This window comes from Cypionkella sp., assembly GCF_028290025.1.
GTDB lineage: Bacteria > Pseudomonadota > Alphaproteobacteria > Rhodobacterales > Rhodobacteraceae > Cypionkella.
The window spans coordinates 1-14,281 of sequence record NZ_JAQGKQ010000015.1 but is presented as its reverse complement, the minus strand read 5'-3'; the positions used below and the strand labels follow the sequence as shown (position 1 = coordinate 14,281).

The window sequence follows — 14,281 nt, the reverse complement described above, 5'->3', positions numbered from 1 at the left end:
GCGGCCAAGCAATGACCAAACCCCAAACCCGGATTCAGGCGCGCAATTCGGATGTGATTCTGGATGCAGCACTGGACGTATTTTCGCAGCATGGCTTTCGTGGCGCTACTCTGGATCAGATTGCGGACGTAGCTGGCCTGTCGAAACCCAATCTGCTGTATTATTTCCCCTCGAAAGAAGCGGTGCATTCGGCATTGCTCGGGCAGCTCTTGTGCAACTGGCTGGACCCTCTGCGCGCGATGAATCCGGACGGAGAACCGATGGTCGAAATCATGGCTTACGTGCGTCGCAAGCTGGAACTGTCGCGGGACTTCCCCCGCGAAAGTCGGCTGTTTGCCAATGAGATGCTGCAAGGCGCGCCAAGGATGCGCGCCGTGATTGAGGGCGATCTGAAAACGCTGGTCGATGAGAAAGCTGCTGTCTTGCAGCTGTGGATGGATCAGGGGCGCATTGCCCGCCTGCCCCCGGTGCATCTGATCTTCTCAATCTGGGCAATGACGCAGCACTACGCCGATTTTGACGTGCAGGTGCGCGCGGTGCTCGGTGCGGGGCATGATCCGTTCACCGAGGCGGGCGAATTTCTTGAGACCCTGTTCACAAAGCTGCTCGCGCCGCAGCCGATCTGACCGCAAAATCACTTTTCCTGTCAAATTGACGTGGCGTGCCCGCAGTTGCAGATTGCTTGCAGAGTGCTGGACCTTTGGGTGAAGCGGGTATAATCAGCAACTTTGCAAGAGTTTCCGGTCGAAGGTTATGAATCCACCAAACGAAACCACCGATCGGGCTGCCAACCCGACTCCTGTCCCCACGCACCCAGAGCATCAAACCCCTCAAAACATGGGGAAATTGGTGCTAGGCTGCATTGGCGTGGTCTATGGAGACATTGGCACCAGCCCGCTTTACGCTATGCGGGAATCGCTGCACGCCGCCAGCTATGATGGGCTGTCTCGCGATGATGTGATCGGCGTAATCTCGCTGCTGATCTGGACGCTCATTCTGATCGTTTCGGTGAAATACGTCACCCTGATCATGCGCGCCGACAACAAGGGCGAAGGTGGCACGCTGTCCTTGGTGGCCTTGGTGCAGCGCGCGTTAAAGGCGCGGCCCGGTTGGTTGCTGGCGATTGGTGTCGTGGGCATCTCGCTGTTTTTTGGCGATGCTATGATCACGCCAGCCATGTCGGTGCTGTCGGCGGTTGAAGGTCTGGACCTTGTAGCGCCTTCGATGGGGCCATTCGTGTTGCCGCTGACCCTGGCGATCATCCTCGGGCTGTTTTTGTTCCAAAGCCAGGGCACCGAGCGGGTGGCGATTCTGTTTGGCCCGATCATGGTGGCATGGTTTCTGGTGATGGCGGCAATGGGGATTTATCACCTCAGCGACGATCTGAGCATTCTGACGGCCTTCAACCCGATGCATGCGGCGGGCTTTCTCGTGACCAACGGCACGGCATCGTTCTTTGTGCTGGGCTCGGTGTTTCTGGCTGTCACCGGGGGTGAAGCGCTTTACGCCGATATGGGCCACTTTGGCCGCAAGCCGATCCGGTTGGCTTGGGCGTTTTTGGTCTTTCCGTCGCTGACCTTGTCTTACCTTGGCCAAGGCGCTTTGGTGCTGGCGCATCCCGAGACGTTTCATAACCCGTTCTTCCTGATGGCCCCGGATTTCCTGCTGCTTCCCCTAGTACTGCTTTCGGTTTGCGCGACTATCATTGCCAGCCAAGCGGTGATTTCGGGCGCGTTCTCAATGATGCACCAAGCCGTGCAAATGGGCCTGTTGCCGCGATTTGAGATCCGACACACCTCGGAGACCACACTGGGCCAGATCTATCTGCCGAAGGTCAACCTGATCCTGATGGTCGGCGTGCTGTGCCTTGTGGTGGCGTTCGGCTCGTCGTCCAATCTTGCCTCGGCCTACGGTATCGCTGTGACGGGTGATATGGTGATCACCACGATCCTCGCGTCCATTTTGTTCCGCAAGGCTTGGAAATGGCCGTTGTGGGTGGTTGTCGCTGTATTGCTGCCGATCTTTATCATCGAGTTGATGTTCCTGTCGGCCAACCTGATCAAGCTGCCTGATGGTGGCTATGTGCCGGTGCTGATGGCGGCTGCCTCGTGCTTCCTGATCTGGACCTGGGTGCGCGGTACTGCCCATGTGCAGCGCAAAGCGCACGATTCCGCTGTGGAATTGTCTAAACTAATCAAGATGCTGGAAAAATCGCATCCGATCGAAGTGCCCGGCACGGCGGTGTTTTTGACCCAAGACCCCGACACCGCGCCTTCGGCTCTGCTGCACAACCTGAAGCACAACCGGGTGCTGCACAGCCAAAACTTCATCGTCACCGTCGGTGTGGCGACCACTCCAAAGGTTAACGATGAAAATCGCGTCACCATTGAGCGATTGAGCGAAAACTTTGTCCGGGTGCGTCTGATGTTCGGCTATATGGAAACCCCTAACGTGCCGCGCGCCTTGGCTTTGGCGCGGCGGCGTGGCGAAAAGTTCGACATTATGACGACATCGTTCTTCTTGAACCGTCGGACGTTCCGGACAGCCCGCAATCACGGGCTGCCGTTCTGGCAAGAGCGGGTGTTCATCTCGATGACGAAATCTGCCTCGGACGCGACCGCGTTTTACTGTCTGCCCTCCAACCGGGTGGTCGAACTGGGGCAACAGCTGGCGATCTGATCGCCAGCTGCTTCGCGGCTAAAGCCCACGCATTACTTCTGCGGTGATTTCAAATGACCGCAACCGCGCTTGGTGATCGTGGATCATACCCGTCAGCATGATCTCATCAGGGGCGTAGGTCTCTATCAACTGTCTAAGTTGCGCCCGCATCGTCGCAGGCGAGCCGACCGCCGCGCAGGACAGCGCATGTTCCACCTCGGCGCGCATCTGCGGCGTGACCTCAGACAGATCATGTACCGGGCGCGGCAACTTTCCGGGCTGTCCCGTGCGCAGGCGCGAAAACGCCAGCACTTGCGAAGACCGCAGATATTCCGCCTCGGCATCGGTTTCAGCCGCAGCCACCCCGGCGAGCAACATAAAATACGGGTGTTCCAGCCACTGCGAAGGGCGGAAGGTCGCGCGGTAGGTCTCTATCGCCTGCGCAACCATCGCGGGAGCAAAATGGCTGGCGAACGCGTAGGGCAGACCCAGATAGGCCGCGAGTTGCGCGCCATAAAGGCTTGATCCCAATATCCAAACCGGCACTTCGGTGCCTTCGCCGGGCACCGCACGGATACGGGCATCGGGATGCGGCGCGTCGAGATAGTTGATCAACTCTAGCACGTCTTCGGGGAATTGATCCGATGCCTGCATATTGCGCCTGAGCGCCCTCGCTGTGCCTTGGTCAGTGCCGGGCGCGCGGCCAAGCCCAAGATCGATGCGGTCCGGATACAGCGTCGCAAGGGTGCCAAACTGCTCGGCAATCACCAAGGGCGCATGGTTCGGCAGCATGATGCCGCCTGCCCCGACGCGAATGGTCTTGGTGCCCCCCGCAACATGCCCGATCACGATTGAGGTCGCAGCCGAGGCGATGCCTGGCATGTTGTGATGCTCGGCCAGCCAAAACCGGTGGTAGCCCCAGTCCTCGGCGTGACGGGCAAGATCGAGCGTATTGGCAAGCGCCTGCGCCGTGGTCTGGCCTTCGGCAACTGGAGAAAGATCGAGAAGAGAATACTGCATGGGATTCTTTTTGCTGAATTTTCGGCCCGGAGAAGGATGATCATGTTAGATGATCACAGGCTTTCTATACAGTTGGGTTCAGTTTGGCGAAATGAAAGATGCAGCGGCAGATTTATCTGCCAGCCGCATCTTCGATCGGAAAAATCGCTTGATCATCGCGCGGGCACCACACCTGCCTAGAAGGCTGCGGTTGGCCCGCCCCTACTCCGCTGCCGTGGCCGTCGGGTTGTTCACATGCGTCGTCCAGTTGGCATAACCGCTGACAATGCGCCCTGTGCGCTCATCCATCGCCCCCTTGGGCAGCTCTACCATGGTGATGCAGTTTTCCACCGGGCAAACGTTAACACACAGGTTACACGCCACGCACTCATCATCCTTGACGGTGAAGGTGCGATCCTGCCCCATCGCAATCGCCTGATGGCTGGTATCCTCACACGCGGCATAGCAGCGGCCGCATTTGATGCAATCATCCTGCGATATATGGGCTTTCGTCACGTAATTCAGGTTGAGATACTGCCAATCGGTGACATTCGGCACCGCACGACCGACCAGTTCCGAGGTCGAAACCATGCCCTTTTCGTCCATATACTGCGACAGGCCCGAAATCATTTCCTGCACGATCTTGAAGCCATAAGTCATCGCAGCCGTACAAACCTGCACATTGCCCGCGCCCAAAGCCATAAATTCCGCCGCATCGCGCCAAGTGGTAATGCCACCAATACCGGAGATCGGCAGGCCGTAGGTTTCACGGCTGCGCGCAATCTCGGCCACCATGTTCAGCGCAATCGGCTTCACCGCAGGGCCGCAATAGCCGCCATGGGTGCCTTTGCCGTCAATCATAGGCTCTGGCGCAAAGCTGTCGAGATTAACGGATGTAATTGAGTTGATCGTGTTGATCAGGCTCACCGCATCAGCGCCCCCCCGCTTGGCAGCCTCGGCGGGCTTGCGGATATCAGTGATATTCGGCGTTAATTTCACAATCACCGGCATCCGCGTATGCTTTTTGCACCAGCGCGTCACCATCTCGATATATTCCGGCACCTGCCCCACTGCGCCGCCCATGCCACGCTCCGCCATGCCATGCGGGCAGCCGAAGTTCAGTTCCACCCCATCCGCCTCGGTATCTTCGAGATGGCCAAGAATATCGCGCCACGAATCCTCATCGCAGGGCACCATCAAGCTGATGATCATGGCGCGGTCTTTATAATCGCGCTTCACCGATTTGATTTCACGCAGGTTGATCTCCAACGGGCGATCGGTAATCAACTCGATATTGTTCAGCCCCAGCAGCCTGCGGTCCGCGCCCCAGATCGCGCCATACCGCGGGCCGTTGACGTTCACCACCGGAGGGCCTTCCGACCCGAGCGTTTTCCAAACGACACCACCCCAGCCCGCTTCAAAAGCGCGGCGGACGTTAACCTCTTTGTCTGTTGGCGGTGCAGAGGCGAGCCAAAACGGGTTGGGGGATTTGATGCCGATGAAGTCGGTGTAAAGATTTGCCATGATTTTCCCCTATGCCATCAGCGCAAGATGCATGGCTTCCGCCGCATCGCGCCCTTCGGCCACTGCTGTGACCGTCAGATCCTCGCCACCCGCCGCACAATCGCCGCCCGCCCAGATCATGCCCTGCCGCAGCACCAGTTTGCTGCCGTCTTTCGCCAGCGGAGCCGCCCCGAGCGTCTGGCCGATGGCTTTCAACACCTGATCGGCGTTCAAAGTGAAGGTTTCTTGGCTGAGTTCCAAGCCGCCCGCGCCTTCAACCGTGTAGGCGAACTCCACCCCCGCGACCGCAGTATCGCCCAGCACCCGCACCGGGGCGGCGTTATAGATGATCCGCACGCCGCTTTGGGTGGCGTGGTCCTGCTCATACTCCGACGCGCTCATCTTATCCTTGCCGCGCCGATACACCATCGTCACCGAATTTGCGCCGAGCAGCTTAGATTGCACGGCCGCATCCACCGCGGTCATGCCGCCGCCAATCACCACCACATCACGCCCAACTGGCACCGCCATTTTATCGGACTGCCGCAGTTCTGCAATGAAATCAACGGCATTGCGCACGCCGCTCAGGTCTTCACCCGCCGCGCGCAAGGCGTTCACTCCGGCGAGACCGATGCCCAGAAACACCGCGTCATATTCCGATTGCAAATCCGGCAGCGTGACATCGCGACCAAGCTCCACCCCCGTCAGCACCGAAATACCGCCGATTTTCAGCAGCCAATTCACCTCTGCCTGCGCAAAATCATTTGGGGTTTTATAGGTCGCAATGCCATATTCATTCAGCCCACCCGGCTTGGCCCGACGCTCATAGATCACGACCTCATGCCCCTTCATCGCCAACCGATGCGCGCAGGCAAGTCCCGCTGGCCCTGCCCCAATCACCGCCACCTTTTTGCCAGTGGGCGCCGCCCGCGTGAATGGATGTACGCCTTTCGCCATCAGCGTATCGGTGGCAAAGCGCTGCAAACGCCCGATTTCCACCGGCTTGCCTTCGGCCACTTCGCGCACGCAGACCTCCTCGCACAACTGCTCGGTAGGACACACCCGCGCGCACATGCCGCCGAGGATATTTTGCGCAAAGATCGTCTTGGCGGCTGCCTCTGCCGTACCAGTCGAGATCTGGCGAATGAACAAGGGAATGTCGATGCTGGTTGGGCAAGCCGTCATGCAGGGCGCGTCAAAACAAAAGTAACAGCGATCCGCGGCAACGCGCGCCTCGTGCCTGTCAAACACCGGCTGCACATCGGCGAAATTCCGGGCGTAAGCGGCGCTTGGCAACCGATCAGGCACGATGCCGGGGGTCAACGGGCTATTGGACAAGGCAGGGCCTCCCTTTGGCTAAGTTGTTACATTCAGGCTGCCATAGCTGAATTTTTTTATCAAACGGTAAATAATGGCGCGCGGCAGTTTTTTAGCGATCGGAAAGCCTTGGCCGATGTTGGGCCTTTTTTCTGGGCGATTGCTTATGTATATGTGTGCGATCAAGGCGCGGATATGGCCCATCCAGCGCGCAGCAACGACGCCAAAAGACTCTCAAAGAGGACCGCATGAGCAAACAATCTTCCGACGCGGACGTCGCGTTTATCTCGGCTCTGGCAGAGCTTTTAAACAAAAATGATCTGACCGAGTTGTCGGTAAAACGCGAGTACGGCGAGGATGACAGCCTTGAAGTGCGCGTCGTCAAGCAGTCCAACATCGTGCAAATGGCGGCAAATGCGCCCGCGATGCAATCCGCACCCGCGCCTGTTGCAGGTTCGGTCCCGGCCGCTGCTCCAGCGGCGATCGAAGACCCTGCCCAGCATCCGGGCGCTTTGACCTCGCCGATGGTCGGCACTTGCTATTTGTCAGCTGAACCGGGCGCACCGGCGTTTGTAACCGTCGGCTCGGTGGTGACTGAGGGCCAGACCGTACTGATCATCGAAGCGATGAAAACCATGAACCACATTCCAGCGCAGCGGGCTGGCACGGTGAAACGCATTCTTGTCGCCGACGGCAATTCTGTCGAATACGGCGCACCGCTGATGATCATCGAGTAAGCCGATGTTTGAAAAAATCCTGATCGCCAACCGGGGCGAGATCGCCCTCCGCGTGATCCGCGCCTGCCAGGAGATGGGGATCAAATCGGTCGCCGTGCATTCCACCGCCGACGCTGATGCGATGCATGTGCGGATGGCGGATGAAAGTGTCTGTATCGGTCCGGCTTCGTCTTCGGCGAGTTACCTGTCGAAAGCCGCTATCATCTCGGCTTGTGAGATTACCGGCGCGCAGGCGGTGCATCCGGGCTATGGGTTCCTGTCTGAAAATGCCAGCTTCGCGCAGGCGTTGGAAGATCATGGCATCACCTTTATCGGCCCGCGGCCTGAGCATATCCGCATCATGGGTGACAAGATCACCGCCAAAATTACCGCGAAAGACTTAGGCATTCCCGTGGTTCCCGGCTCGGATGGCGGCGTGCCAGACTATGAAACCGCGATTGGCGTGGCGGCGGGCATCGGCTTTCCGGTCATCATCAAGGCGACTGCGGGTGGTGGTGGCCGTGGGATGAAGGTCGCGAAAAACGCTGAAGAACTTGAGATCGCTTTCCGCACCGCGCGGTCAGAGTCTAAAGCGGCATTTGGCAACGACGAAGTTTACATTGAGAAGTATCTGCAAAAGCCGCGCCACATTGAGATTCAGGTGTTCGGCGACGGCAAAGGTCGCGCCGTGCATCTGGGTGAACGGGATTGCTCGTTGCAACGTCGCCACCAGAAGGTGTTCGAGGAAGCCCCCGGTCCCTGCATCACGCCGGAAATGCGTGCGCGGATTGGCAAGGTTTGCGCCGATGCGGTCGCCAAGATCAACTATATCGGCGCTGGCACCATCGAGTTTCTGTATGAGGATGGCGAATTCTTCTTCATCGAGATGAACACCCGGCTTCAGGTGGAACATCCGGTCACCGAGGCGATTTTCGGTGTTGACCTCGTGCGCGAACAAATCCGGGTCGCGGCTGGGATGGAGATGTCCTTCACGCAGGATGAGCTGGAGATCAACGGCCACGCGATTGAGGTTCGGATCAACGCCGAACGGCTGCCCGATTTCGCGCCGCGCCCGGGTAAGGTCAAGGTATTCCATGCCCCCGGCGGTTTGGGCGTACGGATGGATTCGGCTTTGTATGGCGGCTACTCGATCCCACCGTTTTATGACAGCTTGATCGGCAAGCTGATCGTGCATGGCCGGGACCGGCCAGAGGCGCTGGCACGCTTGAAGCGGGCGTTGGGTGAGTTGATCATTGACGGGATTGAGACCACGGTGCCGCTGTTTGATATGCTGCTCGCCGAGCCGGATATCCAGAATGGTGAGTATGGCATTCACTGGCTGGAGAATTGGCTGGAAGCGACCTTCGGGCAATAGGATCAAAGGGCGCTTTCGGGCGCCCTTTACGAAGTTTCGGCTAGGATCGCCCTTCATCAGCAGAGCCAAACCGATTTATGACCCAGATCCTAACCCCTGAAATCCTGCTGCGCGCCTATGCAATCGGGATATTTCCAATGGCGGAAAGCCGGGATGATCCCGAAATCCATTGGGTTGATCCGAAGCGGCGCGGGGTTTTTCCGCTGGACGGGTTTCATATCTCGCGCTCACTCGCCAAGCATATCCTGACAGCGGATTACCGGATCAGCGTCGATGAGGCGTTTGGGCAGGTGGTCGAGGGTTGCGCGGATCGGCCAGAAACCTGGATAAATGCGGAAATCACCGGGCTTTACACCGCGCTGCACCAGATGGGTTTTGCGCATAGCCTAGAGGTCTGGCAGGGCAAGACGCTGATCGGCGGAGTGTATGGCGTCACATTGGGGGCGGCGTTTTTCGGCGAAAGCATGTTCTCGCGCCAAACCAATGCCTCAAAAACCGCGCTGGCATATCTGACGCATCGGTTGCGGGCGGGTGGGTTTCAGCTGTTTGATACGCAGTTTCTAACGTCGCATTTGGCATCGCTTGGCGCTGTCGAAATCAGCCGCGCCGAGTATCAGCGCCGTCTTGCGAAAGCGGTTCAAACGCAAGCCAGCTTCACCCCGGAAGGTTATCAGCCGTTGCCATCATCGGTGGTATCAGACGGCACCTCGGGGTCTTGACCCTCGCCGGGGGTATCCTCGGGCGGATCTTCGACATCGGGCAGCACCACGTCGGGCACATCGCAGCGCAAAACCCAGACATCATAGCGCGCATTATCCAGTGCAGATAAAGCCGGGCTGGTCGCCGTCATCCAGCCGTTAAAGACAGGGTCCGGCACTTGAGCATCAAGGATTGTCAGATGCGCAAAAGCCTCGGCGGCGGGGCTTTCGGGGTAATAACGGCAACCATCCATCTGCACCGTGAGACGGCCAACGGTTTGCGACTGCCCGTTCGACAGATCAAGATCGGTGACTTTGCCCGTCAACTTATCGAGCAGGCGCAGCTTGGCACCCGGGGCCTCGGCGACTTCCTGCGCGCTGGCCATCGCGGCCAGCAAGCTAAGACAAATCGCCAAGCGGATCATGGGGTTACCGGAGCCGGGGTTGCTGTTGCAGGATCGGCGGGCTTGTCTGATGATCCGCTGGATACAAACTTCATCAGCAGCGAAATCAGACTGACCGAGCCCTGAGTGTCTTCAATCTCATCACCCGGAGCCAGCACATCCACCGCGCCCCCCGGCAAGAGTTCAACGAAGTTGCCGCCAAGCAGACCTTCGGATGAGATCAGGATTGCGGTATCGGTCGGCAGCTGGATTTTGCTGTCGATGGCGATGCTGGCATCGGCAAAGAAGGTTTCCGGGTTTAGCGTCAGCGACGTAATGCTGCCAACTTTGACGCCGGCAAGCCGCACATCCGATCCCGGCGTGATACCATCGACCGAGCGGAACGAGGCTTTTAGCGGGTAGGTTCCAGCGGCTGCCGACAGGCTGCTGCCGCCCATGGCGTAGAACAAAAAGCCGATAGCGGCGGCAAGCACCGCAGCCCCGGCAACGATTTCTGCGCGATTTTCTGACATTTATTTGGTCTCGGCTATTGTTTGGGCTGCCTTATTCGGGCCGCCATGCCTCATAATCTGTACGTAGCACCGGCGCGCTTGCGCGGATCGAACCCGGAGGCGCATAGGCCGAGGGGGTGCCAGTCAGGTTTTCCTGATGCGGCTGCTCCCACGCTTTGTGCTTCAGCGGCGCTTTGGTCGGCGGATCATCCCAAGTGAAATGCAGCCAACCGAACCAATCGGGCGAAACCCGGCTCGCCTCAGACTCGCCATTGTAAATCACCCAACGGCGCTTGGTATCGGCGGTTTGATAGAAAATATTGCCCTGCTCATCCTCGCCAACCTTTTGGCCTTTGCGAGCCGTATAGATCTGGGTGCCAAGGGTTTGACTGTTCCACCATGTCAGCATTCGCTTGAGAAAATACATTGGGGACTCCGAAGGGGTTTTGTCTGATATGGCCGAAAGGGCCGCAAAGGTCTAGGGGGCAGATTTGGCTGCGGCGGCTTTGCGGCCAGCAATTTGTTGCAGGATCGGCAGAAGGTCGGCGGCATCGCGGCAGACCAGCGCGCCCTCATCTGCCAACTGATCGCCGACGTCTTGCGGCAGCGACGAGTTTGAGCCTTCGGGGATCTGGTTCAGCCGACCGCCGATCAGAATGGGAGTGGTCAGCCCGTGTTTGGCAAGACCGTGGCGCAGGGCTTGGTAGTAACTGAGGGCAACACCGTTATAGGTGGAAATCGCAATTGCGTCAGGAGTGTGCGCCAGAGTTTGCTGGATGATTTTGTCGGGATCAGTCGAGGTTCCGCCGTCAATGGCGGTGGCTCCGATCTGGTTCAGCATCTCGTCGATCAGCATTTTACCGTGCTCGTGAACGTCTGAAGTCGCTACAAGGATGTTCAGGTTTTCAATGCGAGGCGGATTCGGGCCCAGCGCCGCTTTCGCGAGATGAGCAATTTCTGAAAGGATGGTGGCGGGGACGACAGGCGTTCGGCCGCCCATCGCGCGGGGGTTCAGGATGCCCGCGCCGTACGCGGCCTCAATCCGGCGACCGCCCATGCGGCGCAGCGAGAGCAGGCATTCGAAGGCGTCCTTGGTGTCAAGGCCAGCTTCAATAAGACCGTGCCACAGGTTTTGGCGGAAAGTCTGGGCACCTTGGCGGAGAGTTTGGCTTAGGCTTGCGACCGTGACGGGGTCTATCAGCGGTTGCCATGTGTCGGACAGCTCAATCAAACGACCTGCGAACAGTTGCGCCTCGATGACTTCGTCAATCTCAGGGATGCGTTGGTTTTCGGTGACGGGGACCGGGTTGATGGCATGGCCGCTCGGGTGCAGGCGTTGACCCAAAGCATCGACCATCAAGTAGGCGGAAAGTGCTGCCCAGTTTTTCGACGGCGCGCCTCGGTAAGAGGTGGTGTTGCCATAGATCATCGTGCCGGGAGACGCGCCCTCAAGGGCGAGCGCATGTTGGAAGGCGAGGCGGGCCAGCGGATCGGAGAAGTGGTGGCCAAAGGCGTGGCCGATAGGCGCGCCGATCAGCGCGGCGATATCCCGTTCCACCAGAATCATCCCCAAGGCATTGGCTAGGTCGGTGAATTGGGCAGCGAACCCGTCGTCAATATTGGAGTGGATCAGAACCGGGATGGTTTGGGCAGCGATCAGGCCGAGGGCTATGACGGTGGCTTTGGTGGCTTCGATATCATCGTCATGTCCGGGAACGCGGAAGGTGAAGTATTGGCCTAGGTTGCCAATGGCGGTGGCTCCGGCGGTCAGGGCAGCTTGTGTGTTCTCAAGTGCTGCGGGAAAGCCCAGCACGAAATCTCCAAAATGTGCGGCGACGGGGGCGGCGTTGGCGAGGGCAATAAAATCTTCGACGCGAGGCAGAATCATCCCGGTGCCGCGTTGGGCTTTCGCTCGGATCGCGCGGGGGAGCGCCATCGACCAGTCGAGGCAGAGGCCGTAGCGGTCTAGGCGGGTGCCTTGAGCGTCACAGGCCGCCCAAATGTCGTGATAGGCGCGGATGCTTTTGGCGGGGTCGCGGTAACCGATCTGGGCGTGCTGCATCACCCTGCCCTGCGCCATCGCATCACGTTTGTAGTCAAGTTCGGAGGGCGTGGCGTAGTGCGTGAGGAAGGCCGAGGGGCCAGTTTGCCAGATGGCGGCCAAATCACGGCCTTCAGCGAGCAGATCAGCGCCCTTCGGCAAGTCGGGTTCGGGGAGGAGGTCAATGCGTTGCATGGCGGGATGATTGGGCAGAACCCGGGGGCTTGCAATGAAAAAGGCGAGCCGATGACCCGCCTTTTTCATCATTATTTGAAACGCCTTAGCTGGCGGTCGCGGGTTCTTTTTTCTTCGCATCGGTGTGCACCAAAAGCGGAGCCGCGTTGTTGGTGACGGCTTCTTCGTTCACCACGACTTCTTCGACATCATCCATGCCGGGCAGTTCAAACATGGTGTTGAGCAAGATGCTTTCCATGATCGAGCGCAGGCCACGCGCGCCGGTTTTGCGCTTGATGGCGCGTTTGGCGATCGCAACCAGAGCATCCGGCGTGAAGGTCAGTTTGGTGCCTTCAATGTCGAACAAACGTTGATACTGCTTGACCAAAGCGTTCTTCGGCTCGGTCAAGATTGTGATCAACGCGCCTTCGTCAAGGTCCGTCAGGGTGGCAATCACTGGCAAACGACCCACAAATTCCGGGATCAGACCAAATTTCAAAAGGTCTTCCGGCTCAAGCTCTTGGAACAACTCGCCCGCGCCACGATCTTCCGGGTCTTTCACCGCAGCACCAAAGCCGATGGCCGAGCCTTTGCCGCGTTGCGCGATGATTTTCTCAAGCCCCGAGAACGCACCGCCACAGATGAACAGGATGTTGGTGGTATCGACTTGCAGGAATTCTTGCTGCGGATGCTTGCGGCCACCTTGCGGCGGCACAGATGCCACGGTGCCTTCCATGATCTTCAGCAGGGCTTGCTGCACGCCCTCACCCGAGACGTCACGGGTGATCGAAGGGTTGTCCGACTTGCGGGTGATCTTATCAACTTCGTCGATATAGACGATGCCGCGTTGCGCACGTTCAACATTGTATTCCGAAGCTTGCAGCAGTTTCAGGATGATGTTTTCAACATCTTCACCGACATAGCCTGCTTCGGTTAAGGTCGTCGCATCCGCCATGGTAAACGGCACATCCAATATGCGGGCCAAAGTTTGCGCCAGCAACGTCTTGCCGCAACCGGTCGGGCCGATCAGCAGGATGTTTGATTTCGACAGTTCAATGTCAGTTTTGGAAGCGTGGTTCAGCCGCTTGTAGTGGTTGTGCACCGCAACCGAGAGCACACGCTTGGCGTGGATTTGGCCGATGACATAATCGTCCAATACCTTGCAAATATCGCGCGGCGTTGGCACGCCGTCGGTCGTCTTCAGCCCCGTGGTTTTGGTTTCCTCGCGGATGATGTCCATACACAGCTCGACACATTCATCACAGATGAAAACCGTCGGGCCGGCGATCAGCTTGCGGACCTCGTGTTGGCTTTTGCCGCAAAAGGAACAATAGAGCGTGTTCTTGCTGTCGCTGCCGGAATTGTTAGCCATGGGTATCCTCTAGCCCTGCGCCCGCTAAGGGCGTTTGAATGAAGTGTAGGCCAAGGCCCAAACCTCCACAATCCGAAAGTGCCGCCGGGCCAGATCGGGCCCAGACCGGCGGCAACTTGCTTACTTCACCTCGTCAACCTTGCTGCGGTTTTCGAGAATTTCGTCGATCAAGCCCCAAGCCTTAGCGTCTTCGGCGGACATGAAATTGTCCCGCTCCAACGCAGCCTCAACGGCTTCGTAGCTGTTGCCGGTGTGCTTGGAGTAGATTTCGTTGAGTCGACGCTTCAGTTTTTCGGTTTCACGGGCGTGGATCATGATGTCGGTGGCCATGCCCTGATACCCGCCAGACGGTTGGTGAACCATGACGCGGCTGTTTGGCAGCGAGAACCGCATACCTTTTTCACCAGCTTGCAGCAAAAGCGAACCCATTGATGCCGCTTGGCCAATCACAAGTGTCGAAACCTTTGGGCGAATGTATTGCATTGTGTCGTAGATCGACAAACCAGCGGTCACAACGCCGCCAGGGCTGTTGA

Annotated in this window: 14 protein-coding genes; 5 read left to right on the top strand and 9 right to left on the bottom strand. The window is 58.4% G+C overall.

What is annotated here, in order from left to right; genetic code table 11:
* Positions 1-11 precede the first annotated feature (11 nt).
* Positions 12-626, top strand: a complete 615-nt coding sequence (locus JWS10_RS01550) for a TetR family transcriptional regulator C-terminal domain-containing protein (protein WP_299504109.1) — start codon at positions 12-14, stop codon at positions 624-626.
* Positions 627-849: 223 nt separating this feature from the next.
* Positions 850-2,679 (top strand): potassium transporter Kup, encoded by a 1,830-nt coding sequence (locus JWS10_RS01545; RefSeq protein WP_299475095.1) that lies wholly within the window; start codon positions 850-852, stop codon positions 2,677-2,679.
* An 18-nt stretch (positions 2,680-2,697) separates the two neighbouring features.
* Here the strand turns inward: JWS10_RS01545 and JWS10_RS01540 are convergent, their stop codons facing one another.
* The 3 genes from JWS10_RS01540 to JWS10_RS01530 all read right to left on the bottom strand — a co-directional run bounded on the left by JWS10_RS01540 (position 2,698) and on the right by JWS10_RS01530 (position 6,498).
* Positions 2,698-3,678: an LLM class flavin-dependent oxidoreductase gene (locus JWS10_RS01540; protein ID WP_299504108.1), complete on the bottom strand. Its 981-nt coding sequence runs from the start codon at positions 3,676-3,678 to the stop codon at positions 2,698-2,700.
* A gap of 201 nt (positions 3,679-3,879) precedes the next feature.
* On the bottom strand, positions 3,880-5,181 hold the full coding sequence (gene preA / locus JWS10_RS01535; RefSeq protein ID WP_299504106.1) for an NAD-dependent dihydropyrimidine dehydrogenase subunit PreA: 1,302 nt from the start codon (positions 5,179-5,181) through the stop codon (positions 3,880-3,882).
* Between the two features lie 9 nt (positions 5,182-5,190).
* Positions 5,191-6,498, bottom strand: a complete 1,308-nt coding sequence (locus JWS10_RS01530; protein ID WP_299504104.1) for an NAD(P)-dependent oxidoreductase — start codon at positions 6,496-6,498, stop codon at positions 5,191-5,193.
* A gap of 227 nt (positions 6,499-6,725) precedes the next feature.
* Here JWS10_RS01530 and accB point away from each other — a divergent pair, with 227 nt between their 5' ends.
* The 3 genes from accB to aat all read left to right on the top strand — a co-directional run bounded on the left by accB (position 6,726) and on the right by aat (position 9,287).
* Positions 6,726-7,214 carry an acetyl-CoA carboxylase biotin carboxyl carrier protein gene (gene accB, locus JWS10_RS01525; RefSeq protein WP_299504102.1) on the top strand — a complete coding sequence of 163 codons (489 nt, stop codon included), beginning with the start codon at positions 6,726-6,728 and terminating at the stop codon, positions 7,212-7,214.
* A 4-nt stretch (positions 7,215-7,218) separates the two neighbouring features.
* Positions 7,219-8,568 (top strand): acetyl-CoA carboxylase biotin carboxylase subunit, encoded by a 1,350-nt coding sequence (gene accC / locus JWS10_RS01520; protein ID WP_299475110.1) that lies wholly within the window; start codon positions 7,219-7,221, stop codon positions 8,566-8,568.
* Between the two features lie 77 nt (positions 8,569-8,645).
* Positions 8,646-9,287: a leucyl/phenylalanyl-tRNA--protein transferase gene (gene aat / locus JWS10_RS01515; RefSeq protein WP_299504100.1), complete on the top strand. Its 642-nt coding sequence runs from the start codon at positions 8,646-8,648 to the stop codon at positions 9,285-9,287.
* Here aat and JWS10_RS01510 read toward each other — a convergent pair.
* The 6 genes from JWS10_RS01510 to JWS10_RS01485 form a co-directional block, all read right to left on the bottom strand.
* On the bottom strand, positions 9,239-9,691 hold the full coding sequence (locus JWS10_RS01510; RefSeq protein WP_299504098.1) for a DUF2155 domain-containing protein: 453 nt from the start codon (positions 9,689-9,691) through the stop codon (positions 9,239-9,241). The two genes, aat and JWS10_RS01510, sit on opposite strands and share 49 nt — an antisense overlap.
* Complete coding sequence (mlaD, locus tag JWS10_RS01505) at positions 9,688-10,182, bottom strand: outer membrane lipid asymmetry maintenance protein MlaD (protein WP_299479034.1); 495 nt, start codon at positions 10,180-10,182, stop codon at positions 9,688-9,690. The genes JWS10_RS01510 and mlaD overlap by 4 nt, the downstream gene beginning before the upstream one ends.
* Positions 10,183-10,213: 31 nt before the next feature.
* The gene (locus tag JWS10_RS01500) at positions 10,214-10,588 is read right to left on the bottom strand and encodes an NADH:ubiquinone oxidoreductase subunit NDUFA12 (protein ID WP_299479031.1); all 375 of its coding nucleotides are present in this window, start codon (positions 10,586-10,588) and stop codon (positions 10,214-10,216) included.
* A gap of 51 nt (positions 10,589-10,639) precedes the next feature.
* A complete protein-coding gene (locus JWS10_RS01495) occupies positions 10,640-12,397 on the bottom strand; it encodes a cobalamin-dependent protein (RefSeq protein WP_299504096.1) in 1,758 nt (585 codons plus the stop codon).
* Between the two features lie 85 nt (positions 12,398-12,482).
* The gene (clpX, locus tag JWS10_RS01490) at positions 12,483-13,748 is read right to left on the bottom strand and encodes an ATP-dependent Clp protease ATP-binding subunit ClpX (RefSeq protein WP_299504094.1); all 1,266 of its coding nucleotides are present in this window, start codon (positions 13,746-13,748) and stop codon (positions 12,483-12,485) included.
* Positions 13,749-13,868: 120 nt separating this feature from the next.
* The coding region (locus JWS10_RS01485; RefSeq protein ID WP_299504092.1) for an ATP-dependent Clp protease proteolytic subunit at positions 13,869-14,281 on the bottom strand (413 nt) is incomplete at its 5' end.